This is a genomic window from Paenibacillus sp. TCA20 (assembly GCF_000732325.1).
Taxonomy (GTDB): Bacteria; Bacillota; Bacilli; order Paenibacillales; family Paenibacillaceae; genus Paenibacillus; species Paenibacillus urinalis.
The window spans coordinates 12,152-35,118 of sequence record NZ_BBIW01000021.1; the positions used below are offsets into that span (position 1 = coordinate 12,152).

Here is a 22,967-nt window from a genome sequence, read left to right on the forward strand (position 1 = left end):
TAGTACTTTCGTTCGTGCTCGTCATATCTGCTTTTATTGGGGTAAGTTTGCAGATGTTTTTTTCTGGTTAGACTTAATTCATACATACTAGCTTATGGAGGTACTTAACGTGCACAATCAAAGCCGGCCAGAATCGAAAACAACATTGAACCCTGGCTCTGTCGGAGCGCAGGGTCGTCTGTCATCATTAAACCTATGGTCTGGTATTTTATTTGGTCTGGGACTTGTGAGCTTTGTAGATGAAACTATTTTTCATCAGCTGCTTCATTGGCATCATTTCTATGATAAATCGACGACCTCTATCGGACTTATCTCCGACGGTTTGTTTCATGCCTTCAGTTGGTTTGCTACGATCGGAAGTTTATTTATGCTTGCACATCTGCTGAGACTAAACTCTCTGCATAAGAAACGCTGGTGGGGCGGCGTCCTATTGGGTGGTGGTTTGTTTCAACTATACGATGGTACGATTCAACATAAGCTCATGCTGCTCCATCAGATCAGGTATGTGGAGAATGTAATCATCTACGACATCATCTGGAACCTGTTTGCCATATTGTTAGTCATTGGTGGAGTGACATTGATTATTCAAACAAAACATACAGGAGCAGCTTCAACCTATGCCGATTCATAATCACATTCCTTCAGCCCAGCATTCTCTTTCCCTCTATATATTTGCTCTGCCTCTCATTACAGTGATGATCGCGTATATGATTGCAGCTATTGTGTCCAGCCAAAAGCTGCGAACATGGAAGATACACCGGACTCTCTTCTGGCTCCTCGGTATCACATGTGCGATCGCTGCAGTCTTCGGACCTTTAGCTAATGCGGCCCATCACGATTTTCGATATCACATGATCAGTCACTTGCTGATTGGAATGCTCGCTCCCATCCTGCTTGTATTTGCAGCTCCGATGACACTCATCCTGCGTACACTTCCTGTTCGACTAGCCCGGAGGTTCATTTCATTCCTCAACCGACCTGTGATCCGAATGATCAGTCATCCTATTTCAGCGTCACTCATCAACCTCGGAAGTATGTGGCTTCTGTATACGACGAGCATCTATTCACTTATGCATCATCACCTTTGGCTGCACTGGTTCGTCCATGTTCATATGCTGCTAGCCGGATTCCTGTTTACATGCTCCATGATCGATGTGGATCCTGTTCCACATCGGTACAGCTTCAGACTTAGAGCCAGTATCTTGCTGCTCTCGTCGGCAGGACATAATATCCTGTCCAAGTATATTTATGCCCACCCTCCTATAGGTGTAAATCTATCGCAGACTGAAACTGGAGCTATGCTTATGTATTATGGAGGAGATATTATTGATGTCCTCCTCATCACAATACTTTGCTCACAATGGTACAAATCCGTTAATTCGAGGTCCTTCCTATCTAGGAAAAGCAGCACACAGTTATCATAAGATGAGAATCTCATGCATCAAGCTCGTAATCTACCTCTTTACTTTAAACATGTTCTCCTGAAGTAATTGAATCGCCTGATCTAGCCGATCTTGCGGTACATCGCCATAGCGATCTCCAATACTAATCTCTGTCTTGCATTCCTGATTGTGAACTTCTCGCAGGAACGAGATTAAGCCGACTCCTGTTTGTGTATATACATCAATCAGTATGGGCTCAAGCTCCCCAGCAGACATATGAAAATGAAGATGAAACATATTTGTCACGGGGACCTGTGGAACAGTTCTAACTCCTGAACACTGATTGAACAAGCCGGCGAGCTCCTTTGCCCTGTTATAATATTCTGCCATTCGGTCAATCCGTTTATTTAAATAATAATCGCTGCTCAGAATGTAAGGATACAGCCCAATCAAATCTCCTCCGTGACGTCTCTTCCATACCTTGGATACTGTAGTGAATTTTTCAGGTCCTGCTAATATCGCACCAGCTATACCGCCAATTCCTTTATAAAAGGAGACATACACACTGTCAAACAGCGCACATATCTCGGCTGCGGACTTTCCATAGTAAGGTGTTGTTTCGAATAGTCTTGCACCGTCCAGGTGCAGCCGAATCCCCTGTTCTCTGCAATAGGCAGAGATTTCAACAAGCTCCTCAAACTCCGGCAGCTGACCTCCAATCTCACGCTGCGGCAATTCTAGCAGCAAGCATGCCACATCTCCTCCTAGCTGCTTCACGTCTTGCAATCGAATTAGACGGTGTGCTTCTCCGAGAAGGACAGGCTCCAAGTGGTGCAGCTCCTTGAGACCGTCTTCCTCATGAATCTCCAAATGGCTGAGTGGATGATATGCGACGATTTTGCTGCCTTTCTCATCTGACCATATTCGCATCGCAATCTGCTGCGCCATCGTACCACTCGGAAAAAACACTGCGGATTCTTTCCCTAACATATCCGCCATTTTACGTTCAAAATCTTCAATCACTTTGCCTGTACCATAACGGTCTCCTGCCATTGCCCCATCCACATGCTCAAATGCCTCCTTCAGCATCTGAACATTCCATTTACCATTCCCCAGAATAGGGTATTCACTCTTGTTGTAAGCTTCTGCTAATGTGATTTTGTTGTTTTGTTCCATGAGGCTCCTCCTGTAATCGATCTCTTAGATTTTTGTTATCTAAACATATCATAAAGCAGCTAAAGGGATTAAGAAATTGCTTCAACTCTATTAAAAATAGTTAATAGCGCAATCCATATCATAAGGGAATGCATAAGATGCTATTAACTCCAGTAAAGGAGGTGCGGATAAATGAGCAACGAAGGCGGATACAACGGCTTTAGCATCGGAGGTATTCTCGTATTATTCATCTTGCTGGTGATTATCTCTAAATCTTTTAATTGGTATTGATTTTGCGCATGTAATAGAAAAGAGCCTTAGCTAGAATGGTGTTCTAGCTGAGACTCTTTTTTTACAGTCTGCTTGATCTAGCTGGCAGTCTGGTTATTTTAACAATTTATAATAATAATTTGTTGCATCAAGCTCCCCAGTCTCACTTCTTGCATAGTACGGGATCTGACCAGCAAAGAGATAACCATGGGATTGATACAGAAGATTGGAGGGATCTCCATCTCTCGTATCCAGCACGATTAATGTCCTCTTATCCTCCCTGGCACAGGTTTCAGCAGCGTCTAATAGCTTTCTTCCGTATCCCCGCCGTCTCGCAGATGGATGAATCATGAGCTTCGCAATTTCGGCTCTGTGAAGTCCATTTTTCTTCATACATACATGTAGCTGCACGGTTCCTGCGACTCTTTCATTCTCTATGATGACTAAACAGCGCACATCCTCCTGAATGACCCCATCCCAATAAGCTCTGGACTCCTCCTTCGTCAATGGTGGCAGAAATCCGATGGAAGCCCCGTCGTTGACTACATCTACCAATAAGTCTGTTAACTCTTCGATATTATCTTCTACAGAAGACAACTGCTTAATCATTACTTGTCTTTGCATGGATCTAACCTCCCGGTTCATGTTTACAAAATCATAGCCTAATCCTATTAATTTGTATAACGAATAATATGTATTATAATAATTAATATTTTGAATAATTAGAGAGCAGGTCATATTCATATGGATATCTCACAGATTGAAGCTCTGCTTGCTGTATGCAAGATTCGTAATTTTACGAAGGCGGCAGAATTTTTACATATTTCACAATCTGCTGTTACCGCCAGAATCAAAGCACTGGAAGCCACATTAGGAAAAACTCTGCTCGACCGGGATAAACGAAATGTCCGTCTGACACAAGCAGGTATTGCCTTTGTACCTTATGCGGAGAGAATGCTGCGAATTTACGAGGAGAGTAAGGTGACACTCCAAGAAGAAGTGGATCATCATCTCATTGTTAGCGGACCTGGCTCCGTATGGCACTACACTTATTTGCAGAACATGCTTGATTTCAGAAAAAAACACCCCTGTATTGCTGTCAAGTTTCTAAGCTATATTGACTCCAGCTATATGATTCGTGACTTGGTACTGGATGGAATTGTACAACTGGCCATTCGTTACGACCCGCCAGAACACCCGAAATTTACGAAGAAGTTTTTGTTTGAAGAGGAAATTATCCTTGTTTCATCCAAACCGCGAGACAGCTTCATCACAAGGGCTGATTTCTATGAACAAGATTACTATCATATTGAATGGGGTCGTCCTTTTCCCGAATGGTTCAGAGGTATAGTGGGGGATGCCTATATTCCCCCGCTCCAGACAGATCACTCAGCGATTATGCTGACCATGCTGCTGCAGGGAGCTGGATTTGGTTATCTTCCCCGCACTATAGCCGATCCGTATATTCAGACAGGACAGCTGTACGAGCTGCTCTCTGAATTTACGGCTCCACCCTCCAAATTGTATGTCGTATATCTGACAGACAATCAGGATGATCCCAGGATTGAGCTCGGACTCGAGATGCTCGGTATTCAATAACGTCAAACAGCCATCCATCCCAGGTTCTCTAGGATAAATGGCTGTTTGTTATTTAAGAATCCTATTCTTTTTTCTCTGGCAGCGGTGTAAAGAGCAGATTGACAGGCAAATTGCTTCCTGGTGCTGCAGTCATCAGGATTTCTACCTTTTGACTATAGTCACCTGTACGATATAATACTGCCTGCTCGTTAGGCGCGCTCACCTGACCGGCTGAGTATATCGCCGTAATGTTGCCGTTGACCATGGCATAACCGGAATATTTACCTCCGCGCGGATTGAAGGAGATGAGTGTGTTGGCCGCTACGTTATCGAATGTCATTTTGTACAATACGCCAAAGTTACCTGTGTTAGATGCTTCAACACCGAGCATTGGGTCCATACCGGCCAGATTCGGATCGTCCTGATTGTCTCCTAGAGCCAAACGCTGCGCTGTATCTCCAACGTACTCAGAATAACGGATTACTCGAGTCGAATTCGGGTACGTACCTCGGTTATGAACACCATCGCGATCGAGAACAGGCAATTCACCAAGTACCGTAAGCGGATCGAGCTTCTCATCAATCATCACGACATTGTACTCAATTGGATAGTCGCTGTGCATATCAGAGAATAACGAGATAACATCACCTTGCTTCATTCTCGTCTTGCTCAGCTCTGTCATCACCAGCTTGCTCTCTCCTGGTTCGAGTGTCAGCATGGATTGTTTGGAGCCGTTCTGCATGGATTCAAAATAATTGTATACGGATTTCTTACCCGCTGCGGTTGCGATACCTGTTGGACCGGCAAAGCCAAGGTTCTCCGTCGTAATGGTGGCCTTCGTGGCGTTCTTATTCGTTGCCACTACATACATCTTCACGTTCTTGCCGACATTGTTCACATGGTGGATCATAAAGCGGGTGTCGCCCACTGAGGTTTCCTTATATACAATGCCTTCGCTGTTAACGGTTTCGGGACTGTTACTGCGAATGAGTGTGCTCGGCTCATCATAATATGAATAGTTGATCTTTGGCAGAGCAGGCACATTAGACCCGTCAAAAGAGAACTTCTCTCCAGGAGGCAGAAGCAGCTTATTAAAGTCATCTGCAGAATACAGTGTTTCTCCCGTTACAATAATCGTCTTCTCATAAGTAGCTGTTAACCCTTTATTGTCCGTTACCGTGAGGCTGATCGTTTTGGGTCCTGGTGTAAAATGGGCATAAGCTTTATTATTCCAATCATGCTTCACAATCTGACCATCGTCAGTGCTCTGATCCGTAATGGTAATGAATTCGCCCATTCGATATTCATCCTTATCCGTCGTAAACATGGCAACCGGCGGCAGATTAGGCTGAAGTACGGTTATCTTCTGGCTGTATGGATCACTCCAGCTCCCGTTCTCATCTTGTACCGTATATGTAATGGTATACTCGCCTGCCTGAGCATAAATGTCCTGTCTGCCTTCCCAGCGTTCGTTAACAATCTCAAGTCCCGAAGGGGAAGTCGCTTCCGTCACATATGTGAGCGTCGTTTGGCCAGCAAAAATTTCCTTCTCCTGGATGCTGAACTTGGCAACAGGCTTAACCGACACATCCATAATGATCAGCTTGCCGACATTGTCTACCTTATAAGATATGTTAAGTGCTTGCGTAATTGCAGTCAGCGGGACCATGAAGGTATTCTTCGTTTGGAAGGAGGTGCCTTTCATCGACTTGGAAACGCCATTAACCGTATACTTGCTGCTGTCCGTTTTGAAGCGAAGCTCGTTGGTTCCGCTCGTAATAATGGTTTCCTTGGTTTTCTTGTCATAAGTCACTTTATAGCCTACACGGTCCACGAGGGCACGGATCGGAACATACGAAACACCCTTCTTGACTTGCATCGGTTGAGGTGCGTTATATACTTGACCACCTTGCTCCATCTTCGTGCTGTTAAAGTGCAGTATCAGCTCATTAGCGGAAGCCGCAGGTATGGGTTCAGTTGTATCCGTATTATTGTCGATAACTTCTGCAGGCGGTTCAGTCACCTCAGCCGGTTCTGTCCCAGTGGCTGCGTTTGGCAATGGTGCTGACTCGTCCGTACCCGCAGAGTTGTTATTTACAGCTTCTCCTTGAGAGCCTTGCTGATCAGAGATAGAAGCTTCGTTTCCAGTCTCTTGAGATGTCAGGCTCTGCTCAAGAACTTCACTCACATCCGATTCTTGTGGAGCATTGGCTACGGTAGATTGTGCACTAACCGGGATAGCTGAAGCGATCTGTGACAAGGCCAGGACGGTTAGCATGGATAGTTTCTTCAGTTTCATTCTTTGACTCCTTCTGTTCTATTTTTCTATTCTCCTCTAAAAATCATAGTATTAGACGCTCCGTATCGGAAAAAGTTTCTAATTTTATTCTATATAATTCTAATTTTCGCCATAATATCCTAGCCCAGCTAATTTACATAGTAAGTAGAGCTGTTAAGCCTGCACACAGATAATTGGTAAAGATTAGATGCGTGCACTATAATTTAATAGAAGTGACAACAAATAGAGAGGAGTTAACCATGCTATCCCATCTTAAGAAAATAGACTGGACGATCGTTATCATTTTATGCTTTTTTATGGTTGCGAGCATTCTTCTCATTCACAGCGGCATTCAGTCTGATCCGATCATGGCCGGCTCTGACAAGACGATGCTGCTCTATTATATTCTTGGATTTGTCGTACTCTTTGGGACCGCATTTGTTAATTACAAGCTGTTCATTAAATATCATTGGATTCTGTTTACGGCTGGTCTATTACTGCTTCTCTATGTTGCTTTTTTTGGAGATGTCATTAATGGGGCCAAAGGCTGGATCAGCTTAGGTCCTGTTAACGTTCAGCCGGCAGAAGTGTTTAAATTTATATTGATTCTGAGTCTTGCTGCTATCGTAGCAGCCAAGCAGCGTGAGCTCTTCTTCTGGAAAGACGTTGTTCCCATTTCTCTCCTCACCTTCGTTCCCTTCGCGTTCGTAATGGTACAGAATGATATGGGAAACGCGCTCTGCTATGTCGTGATTCTGCTGGGTATTCTATGGATAGGCAATATGAAAAATATACATACCCTGCTGATTATGTTACTTATCGCGGTGCTCGTGTATGGAGGAATCAAATCGTATATCGGTTTTCATGATCAGATTACCAGCTTCTTGACGGATATAGACAAGGAGCACTGGCTGGATCGGTTTGATGCTTGGCTTCTTCCCGATGAAGCGAGCAAGGATGCCACCTACCATACCAATAATGCCAAGCTGGCTATTGCTTCAGGGGGACTATTTGGCAAGGGCTTTCTCAGCGGTGCTTACGTTCAGTCGGGCTTTGTCCCTTATACCTATTCTGATTCGATTATTGTTGTTGCCGCAGAGGAGTTTGGATTTCTTGGTGTATCCGTTATTTTATTTCTGTACTTCATTATCGTCCATAGACTCATTACCATTGCGCTGGAGTGCAAGAGCAGCGAAGGTCCTGTCATTATTGTAGGGATCGTGTCCATGCTGCTCTATCAAATATTTGAGAATATCGGAATGTTTATCGGTTTAATGCCCCTGACAGGAATTACACTTCCTTTTCTCAGCTTCGGTGGATCTTCACTGCTCATTAACATGGCTTGCATGGGAGTCGTACTAAGCATCCGGCTGTATGATGAAGAACCTGAGGAGCTATTTATGAATCCTCACCCTTCTTATCTTATGGAGCAGAAGGAACGCTCATTATAGGCATCAAAAAAAGGAACTCTGCCTGAGAATTCTCAGGCAGAGTTCCTTGCTCAGTCTATATCCTACTCGTCATGGTTATCCATCGTTTTCCGTACTTCTTTAAACGTCCTCGCCGCATAAATTCCTACAAACACAAGACCGATCAGCATGGGGATAAATCCAATGAATTGATCTCTACCTGTTAGCGTCATAACGAGCAGGCCTACGAGTATCAGTCCAATTCCTGTATATTTGTTCCATTTATTATTGCGCATTCTGTCAGCTCCACAGTCAATGTTGTACATTCACTGCAATCATACCATATATTCACGTCAAAGCTCTATTCGTCACGCTGTAATATGCGGGCTTTGGCTGATGGTGCTCATCAAATAGGAAGGACCAGTTCTTACGCCCGAGCACTGGCCACGCCTCTCTATTGAGAAGCGGAGATCCTGTATCATGAAATGATTCTAATCATTAGGATTAGAAATTTAATGTATTATTACTCTTCTTGTCTGCTGGTACCTCTGGAATATACTCCTTCTCCCAAAACTCCGCATTCTTGATCCCCAATTTAACAGGGTCAAATACAGGGTCCTTACCCTCTTTTTTCTGCGCCTCATAATCTTTAAGTACCTTGAGGGCAGGCTTAGTGAGCAGGAGAATGGCTATAATATTGAGCCAAGCCATACTGCCAACGCCGATATCTCCGAGTCCCCATGCAAGGCTCGCTGTCTTCACACTGCCATAGAATGTAGCAGCTAGGATGACCAGCTTGAGCACAAATTCGGTCCAAATCCTACGGGTCTTCTGATTGATATAAGCAAGATTCGTCTCAGCCATATAATAATAGGCCATGATTGTTGTGAAGGCAAAGAATAACAGAGCAATCGCAATGAACGGAGCACCAAAGCCTGGAAGGAAGGTCTCTACTGCCCTGATCGTGAAATCAGGACCTGGACTAACATCACCCAAGTTATTAACAATCGGAGCCGCACCTTCAGGAGTTACATTGTACATTCCCGTGATCAGAATCATGAATGCCGTAGCAGAGCATACAAACAATGTATCAATATAGATTGAGAATGCCTGAACCAAGCCCTGCTTCGCAGGATGGGATACTTCAGCAGCGGCAGCCGCATGCGGCGCCGTTCCCTGTCCTGCTTCATTGGAATAGATGCCTCGCTTTACACCCCAGCTGATAGCAGCCCCGATAATTCCGCCAAAGGCTGCATGAGCACCAAATGCACTTGAAAAGATCATGCTCAATACGGCTGGAATTTCAGAGAAATTCATAATTACAATAAGGAATGCCATAATGATGTAGCCTGAGGCCATAAATGGAACTGCGATCTGAGCGACATTCGCAATCCGCTTAACTCCGCCAAAGATAATGACAGCCAGAAGAATGACGAGAATAATTCCTGTGATAACCGGATCTATGTTAAATGCCGTCGACATTCCCGATGCAATACTATTTGCCTGAACACCTGGCAGAAGGACACCGGTGGCCAGTACGGTCACGATTGCAAACAGTACCGCATACCATTTCATATTCAAGCCTTTTTCTATGTAATAGGCAGGGCCCCCGCGGAATTGACCGTTCTGCTTCGTTTTGTACACCTGCCCCAGTGCTGCTTCGACAAATGCAGAGCCTGCACCCAGGAAGGCAATCAGCCACATCCAGAATACCGCACCTGGTCCCCCAAACGCGATGGCCGTTGCGACACCTGCGATATTACCTGTACCGACTCTTCCCGCCAAGGCCATGGATAAGGCTTGAAAGGAGGATATCCCCGCCTCAGAGCTTTTACCTTTAAACATCTGCTTAAACATTTCCTTAATCATTCTTACCTGCATAAAACGCGTTGCAAAAGTATAAAAGAGTCCTGTCGCTAAACATAGATAGATTAATGCGTCACTCCATATAATACCGTTTAACCAATTAACAAATGACTCCATTCACAAACCTCCCGGAAATTATACTTTTACATCGAGCTACGTCATATAACTTAACTTAATCCTCCTAACTTTACATAATATCACTTACGTATAAATACAATTTTGTCATTATCTTGAGTTATTATAAACTTAACTCCCCATATGATGTCAATATATATTTCATAGGTGTATTCAAGTATGATAAATACTCTATATAAATTCCCGTTCACAATTTGTAATTTATACAGCTGTATGTCAAAGTTTATGTCAAGTTTGAATGAAAACAAAAAAAGAGCCCTGTCTTATACTAAGACGAACTCTTCATTGAACTAACATTTTCATTATGTTAAAGGTATCGTATCTAGTGAAGGAGGAGTTACTACTTCATTGCTCACTTCTGCCTTCTTCAAATATTTCTTTCCTTTCCATCTATAGTAAGACAGAATTCCTCTTAAATATTCATCAGCGATCATGCAGGAATAAATACCGATCAGGCCCCATCCTAGGTGAACTCCCAGTACGTAAGAGAGCCCTGTAGCTACGATCCACATCGATCCTAGTGAGATATACATGGTAAACCTTGTATCTCCAATCGCATTGAGCGAGCTGCCGAGTGCCATATTAAGCATTTTCCCCGGCTGCAAGATCAGATTCATTCCCAGCAAGGAGGCTCCGATCGCAATGATGGTCTGATCATCGGTGAACAGGCCTAATATATGTCTGCCGAACACAAAGAGGATGAAAGCATTGACTACAACATAAATTGCTCCGATACCTAGTGCTCTGTAGGCACTCCGGTATGCTTCCTTTATTTTCCCTGCACCAAACAGATGTGCAATTTGAATTTGGGCTGCCATCGCAATGGAGGAACCGAGCAGGAAACAGAACGATTCCAATGTGTTCATATAAGTTCTGGCTGCCAGTTCTGCCGATCCCAGCGTCGCGATAAAAGAGTACAGGATAAGCTGTGTAAAGACCCAGCAGGAGGAATTGACCCCGAGCGGCCAGCCGATCTTCATAATCTCGCCGAACAAAGGCTTGTTGAATATCCGGAATTCCTTCCACTGTATCTTATAATCAAATGAACGAAGGAACATGTAGAACAGCAGTAATACAGCCAAAAGCCGGCTTACGACCGTTGAGATCGCTACTCCAGTAAGTCCCCACTGCGGGAAACCGAAGGCCCCGAATATGAATCCATAGTTAAAGAAGACGTGGATAATATTCATGCCGATGGCAACATACATCGGCCCCTTCGTATTTCCTGTATTCCGAATCACCGTGCTCATCGTTGCCATCATCGCGACGAGCACCATCCCCCCGCCTACAATGGAAATATAAGTCCCTGCGAGCGGCAGCAATCCGGTTGGGAGCTGCAGCATTGTAGAAATTTGTTCGGGGAACACATACAGAACAGCGCTGCACAGTATGCCAATCAGCGTGGTCACGCTAAAGGCCATTATACCGATAATACGTGCATCCTGCTTCTTGCTTGAGCCCAGCTTCTGAGCAATCAGAATCCCTGCCCCGCTGGCAATTGTTGTAAACAAGACCGTCATTGCCTGGAACAGCTGATTAGAGAATCCGACAACGGCGACGGCATCGTCAGATATCCTGCTTACCATTAATGTATCGACTGCTCCGAGCAGAAACTGCAGAAACAGTTCAATAAATATGGGCCATGCCAGCACCCATAACGTAAACTTTTTACTATCCATATCTAATATTCCAACCTCCACAACAAAATAAGCGTTTATTAATGAAAGCGATCCAAACGCTTCAACATTTTCAAATTATAGATGGTATACTAAATGGATAATATCATTTTATGAACTCAAACTTATAATATTCAAACCTAAGGAAATGAAAGGGCTTTAATATGACGATTCTTCATTTTTCTGTTCCTCCGCTGCCGGAGTATATCATGAGCGGGATTTGTATCGGACCTATGGCGGGTAAGCATCCAAACCGCAGAAATATTGGAATCTTCGATCTGCTGGTTGTGCACTCTGGTGAGCTTGAAGTGACAGAGAACGGAACTGCCTATCAGATCAGTGCAGGGAAATATTTAATTCTTAGGCCGGATGCGCACCATTACGGGACGAAAGAATGCTCAGAGGATACAACCTATTACTGGCTGCATTTTCAATCTTCTGGCTCGTGGAGCACGGATTCTTCATCTCTGAAGCTTCCGAGTCATGATTCTTCCGAGCTGCAATTAATGGTCCCGAATTACTTTACGCTGCAGATCCCTCAGTTCGGCACGCTGCCAAGCATAGACACAACAGAGGAATTGCTTCGGACATTAACTGGGCTGGTACAGCACGGTCATCATACTCCATCCTTATGGAAGCAGCAGCTTGTTTTTCAAGAGCTGATGGAGCATTTGGCCGGAGCACTTGAGCCGCCGATTTCCTCACCATCCTCTACGTGCGCCAGTAAAGCCGCTGCATATATACGCAAGTATTATCGAGAGGAATTTAAAGCTCAGACTATGGGAGAGCACATCAATTTTCATCCTGTCTATATCGCACGTTGCATGCAGAAGGAATTTAATTGTTCTCCGGTCGAGTATTTACTGCAGTACCGAATTGAACAGGCAAAGCTGCTGCTATTACAAACAGATCTGTCCATCAGCCGGGTCGCTGAAGAAGTAGGCTTTAATCAGGCTGCGTACTTCACATCCTGTTTCACCAAACAGGAGGGCATATCACCTCGAAAATTTCGGAAGCGTTTATTCATGATTGATGACTCCTAATAACGAAACAAAGGTCCGAACCGTTAATCGGTATCGGACCTTTGTATCCTCATATCAGAACCTCTATCGATCTAACTCAATGGTATTTAGTGAAGCATAGGCGTGAGGTTTAAATCCTTCCGTCGCCTCTCCTTGCGGGATTGACACCTCATAAATAAACCAGGTGTCTTCAACATCCTTGATGATATATTCATAAGAATTACCTGTCGCTTCTTCCCTTACTTTTAGAAACAGGCTTGCCTTATCGATGCTGTCACTGTCCTGTTCTTCAACAGTGCCATACTTAGAGAGTCTGGTCATCCCTTCTTCTTTTAATTGTGCAAGCTCCGTATCACCATTCTCTTGAGCAATCTTCACCTCATAACCCGGATCCACATCCATAGACAACACACCTGTCTCTGGATTAAAGGAGAAGATATCAAACACATATAAAGAATATCCAGCTGCTGCTTTAACCAGCTCTGCTTCTTTTTGCTCCGTCGTACCTTCAAGCTGCAATTCGATCTCTGTTACGGCAGGTCTTCCGTCTTCCGGTGATTCGGAATCTATGCCTTCAGGACCCTCACTTCCTTGTGCAGAGCTTATAATCTCAATGAGAACCAACTGCTTCAGCGAATCCTGGCCTTCAATCGGCCGCTCTTCATACCTAAATTCAAGCACGCTGTTCTCTTCCACCTCCGCAATCGCATCCTGCATGCCCTCACCTAACTGAAAGGCTGTTGGCTCGCCATCGATTACAATCTCAGCCGTGTGCGGATCGGCAAGACCTGTAAGCGTTCCTCTCGCTTCCTTGATTACTGCCTCGGGCTCATTCGGCTCCACAACGCCTTGGTCAACTCCGGGATCAGGGACAGGCTCCCCTTCCGTACTCTGACCACATCCTGCAATCGTACATACAAGCAGTAACATCCATATCATTTGGAATCGGATTTTCATGATCAGCACCTCCTCTAATTTAGGACGCGATTGAATACTCTAAAGTTGCTCATAAATCCACATTGGGCTCTGAACTTTTACCCTTCGGTTTTACTTATTGCATAATAATTCCTTCGTTTGGGACAAATTAATGACATCATTTAGTAAACGAGTGTGATGACATGACAGAGAGCAAAGGCGCTCTAAACATATTACAGCTATTTATGATGCTGGCTTTAATGAATGGTCTGGCTAATCACGTCATTATTAATCCAATGCTGCTGGACACTTCCGGAAGAGACGCATGGATTGCTGTCCTTGCAGCAGGAGCACTCTTCCTGCTGTGGATTCCGCTTATTCGGTGGCTGATGCATCAATCCGGCCAACGAAAATGGATGGACTGGATTGCTGACCAATCTCATCCTATTGTGGCATGGATATTGATGCTGCCTATGCTTGCCATTCTTTATTTAATTGGCGGAACAACCGTTATTCACACGATTAAATGGAATCTGTCCAATTACTTGCCTACCAGCTCTGATTTTTTCTTGGTCCTGATTCTAGTGTTGTTATGTATGGTACTCGTGCTATGGGGAATCCATGTTATCGCCATTACGTCAGGTATACTGCTGCCGCTCGTTAGCGGGCTGGGTATTTTCGTTGCCGTATCCAACACAACATTGAAAGACTATCATTTGCTGCAGCCTATTCTTGAGCATGGTCCCAGGCCTGTCATTGAAGGAATGCTCTATGCTGGCGGAGGATTTGTAGAATTTATCATCATACTCCTTCTCCAACATCACCTAAGTCACAAAGTACGCCTGTGGCAGCTATATATCTATGGAGTGTTCACAATCATGATCACACTTGGTCCCATCATAGGTGCTATTACCGAATTCGGACCTGTTGAAGCATCCAAACAGATGGCTTCCCCATTCGAGCAATGGAGATTGGTGAAGATCGGTCAATATATTGAACATCTTGACTTCTTGTCTATTTTTCAGTGGTTATCTGGTGCCTGCATAAGAGTCAGCCTATCGGTCTTTATCCTGTGCGAAATCATTTCGTTCAAGAAAAAAATAACTCGCAGCGTGTTTATCATCGTGGTCATGACTACCTATGCTGTCGGCGCCCTGTTCCCACTCAATGAGTACTCTTTCTATTTATGGCTGTTTCATCATTATGTGCCGCTTAGCTTGATCCTCTTGTTGTCTTTATCCATCCTATGGGCGCTCATCTCTGTGTTTAACAAACGAAAAAAGGAGCCGGCATATGACAGAACATCAGCTGAAGAGCATCAGTAATCCGGAGTTTCTGAAGAGCAGGTACGAAGGCGCTGCGGACGTATCCGTCCAGGTATGCAGCTTGGGCAAGGATGAACATTCTAACATTATCCTTATCTATGCGATTGGGCTCTGCGATACGGACCGGGTATACAGAAACGTATTGCCGAAGCTTGAAGAATATTATGAACAATTCAATCGTTTTCAGCAATCCGAGGAACGACTCGCGGCTTCTATACCGGTAATTTCCTTAGAAAAAGAACCGAGTCTGGATGAGCTGGACGATATCATTTTTGAAGGAGATCTGCTCCTCATATTTCCACATGAGCAGCTCTTTTTTCAAATTGCTCTAGCGAATACACCCAAACGATCACCAATCGATTCTAACACGGAGATTTCAGTCAAAGGCCCCCGAGACTGCTTTATCGAGGATTTGGTTACCAATGTAGCCTTAATACGCAAAAGAATGCGCACCCAGTCTCTTCGCGTAGAGTCCTATACACTCGGAAGACGCACAAAGACAAAAGTGGCGCTATTATATCTCGAGGATGTGCTGAGTCCCAAAATATTAAAAGAAATACAGACTGGACTTCTCAAAATTGATACCGACGGCATCTATTCACTCAACCAGGTCGAGTGCTTCTTAACCAATTCCAAATACAAAGTGCTCCCCCTAATGGACTATACCGGCAGACCTGATTATTGCGTAAGTTCCCTGCTTGCCGGTCGATTCATTCTTGTTGTGGATGGAAACCCAATGGTATTGGTTGCTCCCGCAGGGATAAGTCTGTTATTAAAGTCGCCTGAGGACATTCACTTTAATTATTCCTATGTCACTTTTGTGCGGCTTCTTCGAGGCCTATGCTTATTTTTGTCTATATTTCTCCCTTCCATATGGGTCGCTCTGATGGCATTTCACCAGGATCAAATTCCGTTTCGTTTGCTGGCAACGGTATCTGTCTCACGTATGGGGATACCCTTCTCAGCACAGATCGAGATGTTCATCCTGCTTCTGCTGCTAGAAATATTCAGAGAAGCCGGAGTCAGGCTCCCCAGTGCAATCGGTGTTACGTTAACATCGATTGGCGGCTTAATCATTGGAGATGCGTCTATTCGTGCCGGCTTGGTCTCTCCTTCCATTGTTGTTATCGGAGCTATTACGGCTATTGCAGGTGTAACGCTCATCAACCAGACGATCAGCACGACATCCAGCTTTTTACGATTTATTTTCTTTGCGTTCTCTTCCTTTCTTGGAATGTATGGTGTTATTTTAGGTATCGTTCTTTTTGTTGCATATATGGCGAATCTCAAATCCTTCGGAGTCAATTATTTAGAACCTCTCTCCCCTCTTCATTTCAAAGAAATGCTTAAATCTGTACTCCGATTTCCATGGAACAATATGAGGACTCGTCCTGATAGTCTCCATCCACAGGATCCAGATCGAGCCGGAGGTACAGAATGAAGAGGAGAAGACTTGTCGGACTTGCTATTGCGATGGCCTTGCTGCTGTGTCAGGGCTGTGATGATTCGAAAGACATTCAGAACATGGCTTATGTCACCGGTGTCGGTATCGATTATGTTGATGGAAAGTATATAGCTTATGTTCAGGTACTTAACTTTGCCAATGTGGCCAAAACAGAAAACATGGAGCTTGGCAAGGAAGTCCCGGTATGGATAGGTATCGGAGAAGGGGAGACAGTTACTGGGGCACTTACAGATATGAATACAACCTCTCAGCTGAGAATGTTTTGGGGCCATTTAAAGGTCGTATTCCTCTCCGAAAATCTGCTAAAAAAAGGGGTCACCGATATCTATAATGGCTTGAACCGTTATAGAGAAATTCGCTACAATCTATTCGTCTATGGAACAAAAGAAAATATGATGGATATGTTGCAGGTTCAATCCCTGTTTAACATGTCTCCCTTGGAATCTATTGCTTACTCAGGTGCGCAGGTCAACACTCAGCGATCATTTATTCTACCCGAAATCGGGAATCGCTTCATTGCAGGACTAAATGAGCCTGGCAATCCAACGCCGCTTCCATCCGTTTCCATATCACGGAAGAAGTGGTCCGAAGATGATACCAAGAAGCCTTTGTTTGAGTTAACGGGAGCTTATTTTTTTGAGAAGGACAAAATGAAAAACTGGATGTCTGCTGAGGATCTTATTGGCATTCAATGGTCTCAGGAGAATCTAGACCGCACCATGATCCGACTGCCCAAAAAAGAAGCTGCTATCGCCGTGCTTATGCTGTATCATCCTCAATTCCATGTGAGGCCTGTAATTCTAGGGGATCGTCCTGTCTTTGATCTTACCGTAAATATAGATGGCGAACTAACCGAGCTCCTGGAAAACAGGCCACTGCAAGAAATTGTTCAAATGGGGAATGCCGCGATCAGAGAAGAAATTCAGTTCACCTTCGAGAAGGGACTGGAAAAAGAATGTGATCCGTTCAAGTTAAGCCAAGCTTTGTATCGAGTAGATCCCAAGTTGTTTTATAAGCTCAAGGAAACTAGGGGATTCTTCTTGAACAAGGAGTCCATACGCAATATTAATGTGAAGTTGAATATGACTGGAACAGGTAAATACAAAGGCCGAATTTAGCTGTACACAACAAACCGTCATTTGCGCTTAGACAAACGACGGTTTTTCGTCTATTCATAGATAAAAACAACAGCAAGCTTATTTCCCCAGAGTCTCAGCTCTTAACGATATGGTATGCACAGGCTCTTCACTCTTATTTAAATTGGAATGAATATAGAACATCAGCAGTGCAGCAAAAGAAGACATCGTGCCAAGAAAAATAACCGGAACAATTCCCCAGAGATCATATACATTACCAAACATTAACGGACCAATCATTCTTCCCACATTGGCAAATCCCCCGGACAATCCCATATAGAAAGGTGCATAAGAGCCTGTTCGTTCAGAGAAAAATGTAGGAATTGCAGGCAGCAGCATCATCTCACCGATCGTCGCCAGCATCATGCCAAGGACGAGATAAATGTACTGATCATGGAAGAACAGGATGAAGGAAAACGCCATAACTGAAAATATTGCACTTACAAACATCTGCCTAACAATCGTGTGTGCAAAACGGCTTTTCATCCAGGTAGTAAAAGGTTGTCCGAACAAGATTACAAAACCATTGATTGTCCACAGCAGACTGTAGAACTTAAGATCCATCCCCTTCTCGTCTATGTAAGGAGCTATTCCCGTTGACCAGAGAGAGAAAGAAATCCAGAAGAACATCGCACCAAGTGAAATAAACAAGTATATGCTCATGTTTTTAAATAAGCCTTTTCGATCCAAATGTTCCTCTTCCTTAAGCGGGTTACTTTCTTCTATTATATTAGGCTCCTTACGAGTATCCTGAATGGACTGAGGCTGTGAATATGAAGAGGTGCCTGCTCGTATACGCATAAAAAAAAGCAGAAATATAGCAAATAAGAGTGTTGTTGTTCCTGTAAACGTATAGGTCAATGTAAACGAAATAGAAGCAATCAAACCACCAACCATCGCTCCAATGGACAAACCAAAGTTGTTGCACACATACATGAGGTTATACAGTGTTCTTCGATGCTCTTTCCAACGAAACCCGACATAGGCATTCAATGATGGAAGGGCTATTCCGTTAACAAAGCCAAGCAAGCATACGCATATAATATACGCCGGCCAGCTGTCAGTGAAGGCTATACCATACAGCGCGGCAGCAGACAGAATAAACGAGCCGGTAATCAGGAGCTTAGGGCCAAGCCGGTAATACAAATTCCCCCCTACGATTTCACCGATTACACTGCACAGCGCCTGATATAACACAATCAGCCCGGCTTCACCATAAGATTTTCCCATTACGTTGTGAACATATAGTGTAGTTAATGGCCACATAATCGCTTTGCCCGTGGAATTGACGAAGCTGGCAGCTATAAACAGCAGTGCATCTCTTGGATACTTTTTCAGTAAATCAAGCTTGGTATTCTTCATATTACCTCTACTTTCATGCACCCGTCCTGCGCGGGTCCATCGCATCACGAATTCCATCACCTATAAAATTAATGGATAGTACAGATAGTATAATAACGAGCCCCGGCGGAATCCATAACCAAGGCTGAGTGGTCAGTGCAGTAATAGACTGTGCCGCATTCAGCATATTCCCCCAGCTTGCAGCCGGCGGCTGAACTCCCATTCCCAAGAAGCTTAGAGAGGATTCTGATAGAATCGCAGCAGCTGCACCAAATGTAGCATTTACAAGAATAGGTCCCATCGCATTACGTAAAATATGTCCGAAGATGAGTCGAGGTGAACTGAAACCAAGCGCGATCCCGGCTCTCACAAATTCAGTTTGCCGAAGTGAGAGAACACTGCCTCTCACCAGTCTTGCAACTGCAGGCCATCCAAGCAAGGCAAGTACGATAATAATATTCGAGAGCCCTGTACCGAGTACGGTTACGAGTACAAGAATGACCATCATGCTGGGAAATGACATAAACACATCAATGATTCGATTAATCAGCATGTCCACCCATCCCCCGACATAACCAGCAATGGCTCCAACCACTGTACCTATGAGTACATACAGAATTACGGTGATAACACCTACCGCAAGCGATACCCGGGTAGCATAAATTAACCTGCTGAGCACATCTCTGCCAACCTGATCCGTTCCAAGCCAGTGAGCCCCAGAAGGGGATGCGGAGAATGCTCCTATAATCGCATTTGGATCGTATGGCGCGATTAATGGAGCGAATATACCAACGAGAATCAAAAATCCCATCATTATAAGGCCGGCTACAGCAAGCTTGTGACTCATAAATCGCTGTCTTATCATTCTCCAGTAGCTATCCGCTTCATAGGAGGGCACTTGGGACGCAGCTGCTGCTGATGTCCTATCTTCTGAAGCTGCAATAGGCTGCACATTCAGTGAAGGCATACTTCGCACTCCTTTCATTAACTGTATTTGATACGTGGATCAACGACCGCATACATCACATCAGACCATAGGTTTGCGGCTAACACAGACAAGGCGGCCAGCATATTTACACCCATGAGCAGAGGAAAATCTCTTGAGAATATGGCTTGAATGGTGAGCTGCCCCATTCCGTTCCACTGAAAGATCGTTTCCGTAATCACTGCCCCGCCGATGAGTATGGGAATATCTAGACCTGCAATCGTGATAAGAGGGATCAGTGCATTTTTGAGCGCATGTTTATTAATAACGATGAATTCCTTCATACCCTTAGCTCGTGCTGTCCTCAGATATTCCTGTCCGAGTACTTCAATGACACTTGAACGCACATAACGGATCATGCCGCCGGATATGGAAGTCCCTAGAGTAATTGTAGGCAGAATGAGGTGAGTCAGGGTATCCCAGAATCCTCCGCCCCCTCCCATTGAGTTCATACCTCCGGTGGGAAGTATACCTAGCAGAACACCGAAGATATAAATAAGACCTAATCCTAGAAAAAAATTGGGAATGGATACACCAAGAAGAGAGCCCGTTGACATCAAGTAATCAAATTTGGAGCCAGATTTGACAGCGCAATATATCCCAATCGGTATAGCAATTAAATAACCAAACAATATAGAAGCTCCAACTAGCAGTAGAGTCGGGCCAATGCGTTCTGCTATCATGGACGTAACAGGCTGGAACGAGCTGAAGGAATGCCCAAGATCACCCTGTAACAAATTCGCAAGCCATTTAAAATAACGAATCATAAAAGGATCATTGAGCCCTAGCGCTTCCCTCCGGATCTGCTTGTCCTCCTCCGTTACATCAGGGTTCACATACATATCTACCGGATCACCAGGGGCTAGGTTAATCAGCACAAAATTTAGAAAGGTAACACCAAGAAGCACCGGAAGGGCGATAAGTAATCTACGGATAATGTAATTAAACATAGAGCGCCCCCTCTTCTCTAGTCCTCACTATTTGGTTATTTATAAGTGGATAATGACAGGCATACAGATGGTTCTGGTCAGTTCCATGATTCGTCAGTTCAGGCTCTTCTTCCTTACATTTATGATTTGCCATCGGGCAGCGGGTATGAAAACGACAGCCTGTCGGTGGTGCTGCCGGACTTGGAACATCCCCTTGCAAGAGGATTCGCTCTTTATTCCGAAGATATGGATTAGGGACAGGATAAGCATCCAACAACGCTTTGGTATAAGGATGCTTCGGATGCTGGAATAAAGCGCTGGCAGAAGCAAACTCGACGATTTTCCCTAAATACATAACTGCAATTCGGTCACTCATATATTTAACCGAGCCTAGTCCATGTCCAATGAACAGGTATGTAAGATTAAACTCTTGTTGTAGATCCTTCAGCAGGTTCAATATTTGAGCTTGGATCGACACATCCAGTGCCGAGACCGGTTCATCACATACGATTAGTTTTGGCTTCAAGGCCACAGCTCGAGCAATACCAATTCTCTGTCGCTGTCCTCCCGAGAATTCGTGAGGATATTTACCAAGACTTGATAGAGGCAGTCCAACAATCTCCATAAGCCAAGCAGCCTGCTGTAATGCCTCTCCATCCGTCATTCCCCGTAGTACTTTAAGCGGCTCTGTCATTAAGTCCACGATTCGTTTTCTTGGATTCAAGGATGAATATGGATCTTGAAAGATCATTTGCAAGTCGCGCCTTATCCCTCGCATTTGTCCAATTGGCAGCGGAGCAAGATCCTTTCCCTCAAATAGAACCTTACCTGTCGTAACCTCCTCCAGTTTCACAATGCTTCTCCCAAGCGTTGATTTTCCACAGCCCGACTCCCCTACAAGTCCGACAGTTTCACCAGGAAACACCGTTAAGCTCACTCCATCCACGGCTTTAACGTGACCGATGGTTTTGGAGAACACTCCTTTTTTGATGGAGTAATATTTATGAACTGCCTCTAATTGAAGCAAAGGCGGTACAGCTTGAATATTATCCTCTATTACCTTCTGTATTGCAGACATCGAATTCACCCCTCGATCTTGGACAAATTGTCCGGCATGATTGGATACCAGCATCTTACTTTGTGAGCTGCTTTAATCTCTGTAAGCGGAGGCAGCGAATGACATCGTTCCCCAGCTCTTGTGCATCGCTTCATAAATCTGCAGCCTGAAGGCATCTCCTGCAGGGAAGGAACCGAACCTTGAATAGAGCGAAGCTTCGCGTCATCCATTTCTATATGAGGGATGGATTCCATCAAGCCATTGGTGTAGGGATGTGCAGGATGATCAAACAGCTCGAACACTTCCCCTTCCTCCACCACCTGACCGGCATACATCACGATAATTCGATCCGCCATCTCTGCAACAACACCCAGGTCATGCGTAATCAGCATAATTGAAGTGCCATATTCAGAGCGAATATCCTTAATCAGCTGGAGAATTTGAGCTTGAATCGTCACATCCAGAGCTGTCGTAGGTTCATCCGCAATCAGGAGCTTGGGCTTGCAGGCAAGAGCCATGGCAATCATAACCCGCTGTTTCATTCCACCTGATAAGGTATGGGGATATTGACCAAGAATCTGCTCTGCTCTTGAAAAACCGACTTGCTTAAGCAAGGTTATTGCGTGCTCTTTGGCTTGTTTAGCGTTTAAATCTAGATGCATCCGAATAACCTCGATCAATTGATTTCCAATGGTGAATACCGGATTAAGAGAGGACATCGGGTCCTGAAAGATCATGGCGATATCTTTGCCTCGGAGTTTAATCAGCTCATGTTCGGGCAGCTCAGCCAGCTCTTTATCCTGAAACCGAATGGATCCGTGAGATATATAACCACTTCGTCCAAGTAAGCGCAGAATAGATAGAGATGTCACGCTTTTCCCGCAGCCAGATTCGCCGACGATACATAAGGTCTCGCCTTCTTGAAGAGAGAAGCTGACGTCATCAACGGACGTCACTTCTCCTGTTTCTGTACGAAAATTGGTTTTCAGCTCTCGAACCGTCAGCAAATCGTTCATGCTGTACCTCCTTCGTCATTCTTGACC

At 44.5% G+C, this 22,967-nt stretch carries 21 protein-coding genes; 9 read left to right on the plus strand and 12 right to left on the minus strand.

Annotated elements, in window-relative coordinates:
* Nucleotides 1–109 precede the first annotated feature (109 nt).
* Together TCA2_RS24505 and TCA2_RS24510 are read left to right on the plus strand one after the other, a co-directional pair.
* Nucleotides 110–631: a DUF2243 domain-containing protein gene (locus TCA2_RS24505; protein ID WP_370510383.1), complete on the plus strand. Its 522-nt coding sequence runs from the start codon at nt 110–112 to the stop codon at nt 629–631.
* Nucleotides 618–1,424, plus strand: a complete 807-nt coding sequence (locus TCA2_RS24510; RefSeq protein ID WP_047914227.1) for a cytochrome c oxidase assembly protein — start codon at nt 618–620, stop codon at nt 1,422–1,424. Before TCA2_RS24505 ends, TCA2_RS24510 begins: the two co-directional genes overlap by 14 nt.
* 30 nt (nt 1,425–1,454) lie before the next feature.
* Here the strand turns inward: TCA2_RS24510 and TCA2_RS24515 are convergent, their stop codons facing one another.
* Complete coding sequence (locus TCA2_RS24515; RefSeq protein WP_047914228.1) at nt 1,455–2,558, minus strand: low specificity L-threonine aldolase; 1,104 nt, start codon at nt 2,556–2,558, stop codon at nt 1,455–1,457.
* Nucleotides 2,559–2,729: 171 nt separating this feature from the next.
* On the opposite strand from TCA2_RS24515, the gene TCA2_RS27780 reads away from it, so the two are divergent.
* Complete coding sequence (locus tag TCA2_RS27780) at nt 2,730–2,828, plus strand: YjcZ family sporulation protein (protein WP_238546509.1); 99 nt, start codon at nt 2,730–2,732, stop codon at nt 2,826–2,828.
* Between the two features lie 93 nt (nt 2,829–2,921).
* Here TCA2_RS27780 and TCA2_RS24520 read toward each other — a convergent pair whose 3' ends face one another.
* Nucleotides 2,922–3,431, minus strand: coding sequence for a GNAT family N-acetyltransferase (locus tag TCA2_RS24520; RefSeq protein ID WP_047914229.1), 510 nt, complete (start codon nt 3,429–3,431; stop codon nt 2,922–2,924).
* Nucleotides 3,432–3,551: 120 nt separating this feature from the next.
* On the opposite strand from TCA2_RS24520, the gene TCA2_RS24525 reads away from it, so the two are divergent.
* Nucleotides 3,552–4,406 (plus strand): LysR family transcriptional regulator, encoded by an 855-nt coding sequence (locus TCA2_RS24525; protein ID WP_047914230.1) that lies wholly within the window; start codon nt 3,552–3,554, stop codon nt 4,404–4,406.
* A gap of 61 nt (nt 4,407–4,467) precedes the next feature.
* Here TCA2_RS24525 and TCA2_RS24530 read toward each other — a convergent pair whose 3' ends face one another.
* Complete coding sequence (locus tag TCA2_RS24530) at nt 4,468–6,684, minus strand: stalk domain-containing protein (protein WP_047914231.1); 2,217 nt, start codon at nt 6,682–6,684, stop codon at nt 4,468–4,470.
* Nucleotides 6,685–6,923: 239 nt separating this feature from the next.
* On the opposite strand from TCA2_RS24530, the gene TCA2_RS24535 reads away from it, so the two are divergent.
* Nucleotides 6,924–8,114 carry an FtsW/RodA/SpoVE family cell cycle protein gene (locus tag TCA2_RS24535; RefSeq protein WP_047914232.1) on the plus strand — a complete coding sequence of 397 codons (1,191 nt, stop codon included), beginning with the start codon at nt 6,924–6,926 and terminating at the stop codon, nt 8,112–8,114.
* Nucleotides 8,115–8,176: 62 nt separating this feature from the next.
* On the opposite strand, the gene TCA2_RS24540 is transcribed toward TCA2_RS24535, so the two are convergent.
* From TCA2_RS24540 to TCA2_RS24555, 3 genes are all read right to left on the minus strand, one after another.
* Nucleotides 8,177–8,368 (minus strand): hypothetical protein, encoded by a 192-nt coding sequence (locus TCA2_RS24540; RefSeq protein ID WP_047914233.1) that lies wholly within the window; start codon nt 8,366–8,368, stop codon nt 8,177–8,179.
* Nucleotides 8,369–8,576: 208 nt separating this feature from the next.
* On the minus strand, nt 8,577–10,055 hold the full coding sequence (locus TCA2_RS24545) for a sodium:alanine symporter family protein (RefSeq protein ID WP_047914234.1): 1,479 nt from the start codon (nt 10,053–10,055) through the stop codon (nt 8,577–8,579).
* Between the two features lie 320 nt (nt 10,056–10,375).
* Entirely contained in the window at nt 10,376–11,752 is a 1,377-nt protein-coding gene (locus tag TCA2_RS24555; protein WP_370510384.1) for an MATE family efflux transporter, read from the minus strand.
* Between the two features lie 161 nt (nt 11,753–11,913).
* Here TCA2_RS24555 and TCA2_RS24560 point away from each other — a divergent pair, with 161 nt between their 5' ends.
* Nucleotides 11,914–12,792 (plus strand): helix-turn-helix domain-containing protein, encoded by an 879-nt coding sequence (locus TCA2_RS24560; RefSeq protein WP_047914236.1) that lies wholly within the window; start codon nt 11,914–11,916, stop codon nt 12,790–12,792.
* 63 nt (nt 12,793–12,855) lie between these two features.
* Here the strand turns inward: TCA2_RS24560 and TCA2_RS26425 are convergent, their stop codons facing one another.
* The gene (locus TCA2_RS26425; protein WP_052512289.1) at nt 12,856–13,728 is read right to left on the minus strand and encodes a hypothetical protein; all 873 of its coding nucleotides are present in this window, start codon (nt 13,726–13,728) and stop codon (nt 12,856–12,858) included.
* Nucleotides 13,729–13,889: 161 nt separating this feature from the next.
* Between TCA2_RS26425 and TCA2_RS24575 the strand changes: the two genes are divergently transcribed.
* From TCA2_RS24575 to TCA2_RS24585, 3 genes are read left to right on the plus strand one after another with little or no spacing between them, the layout of a single operon-like run.
* The gene (locus TCA2_RS24575) at nt 13,890–15,011 is read left to right on the plus strand and encodes an endospore germination permease (RefSeq protein ID WP_047914237.1); all 1,122 of its coding nucleotides are present in this window, start codon (nt 13,890–13,892) and stop codon (nt 15,009–15,011) included.
* Entirely contained in the window at nt 14,980–16,452 is a 1,473-nt protein-coding gene (locus TCA2_RS24580) for a spore germination protein (protein WP_047914238.1), read from the plus strand. Before TCA2_RS24575 ends, TCA2_RS24580 begins: the two co-directional genes overlap by 32 nt.
* Nucleotides 16,449–17,594 carry a Ger(x)C family spore germination protein gene (locus tag TCA2_RS24585; RefSeq protein ID WP_047914239.1) on the plus strand — a complete coding sequence of 382 codons (1,146 nt, stop codon included), beginning with the start codon at nt 16,449–16,451 and terminating at the stop codon, nt 17,592–17,594. The genes TCA2_RS24580 and TCA2_RS24585 overlap by 4 nt, the downstream gene beginning before the upstream one ends.
* 78 nt (nt 17,595–17,672) lie before the next feature.
* Here TCA2_RS24585 and TCA2_RS24590 read toward each other — a convergent pair whose 3' ends face one another.
* From TCA2_RS24590 to TCA2_RS24610, 5 genes are read right to left on the minus strand one after another with little or no spacing between them, the layout of a single operon-like run.
* Complete coding sequence (locus TCA2_RS24590; protein WP_238546510.1) at nt 17,673–19,019, minus strand: MFS transporter; 1,347 nt, start codon at nt 19,017–19,019, stop codon at nt 17,673–17,675.
* Nucleotides 18,988–19,920: an oligopeptide ABC transporter permease gene (gene opp4C / locus TCA2_RS24595; protein ID WP_052512290.1), complete on the minus strand. Its 933-nt coding sequence runs from the start codon at nt 19,918–19,920 to the stop codon at nt 18,988–18,990. Before opp4C ends, TCA2_RS24590 begins: the two co-directional genes overlap by 32 nt.
* Before the next feature lie 17 nt (nt 19,921–19,937).
* On the minus strand, nt 19,938–20,888 hold the full coding sequence (locus tag TCA2_RS24600; RefSeq protein ID WP_047914241.1) for an ABC transporter permease: 951 nt from the start codon (nt 20,886–20,888) through the stop codon (nt 19,938–19,940).
* Nucleotides 20,881–21,945, minus strand: coding sequence for an ABC transporter ATP-binding protein (locus TCA2_RS24605; RefSeq protein ID WP_047914242.1), 1,065 nt, complete (start codon nt 21,943–21,945; stop codon nt 20,881–20,883). Before TCA2_RS24605 ends, TCA2_RS24600 begins: the two co-directional genes overlap by 8 nt.
* A gap of 5 nt (nt 21,946–21,950) precedes the next feature.
* Nucleotides 21,951–22,940 carry an ABC transporter ATP-binding protein gene (locus tag TCA2_RS24610; protein ID WP_047914243.1) on the minus strand — a complete coding sequence of 330 codons (990 nt, stop codon included), beginning with the start codon at nt 22,938–22,940 and terminating at the stop codon, nt 21,951–21,953.
* Between the last annotated feature and the right edge of the window lie 27 nt (nt 22,941–22,967).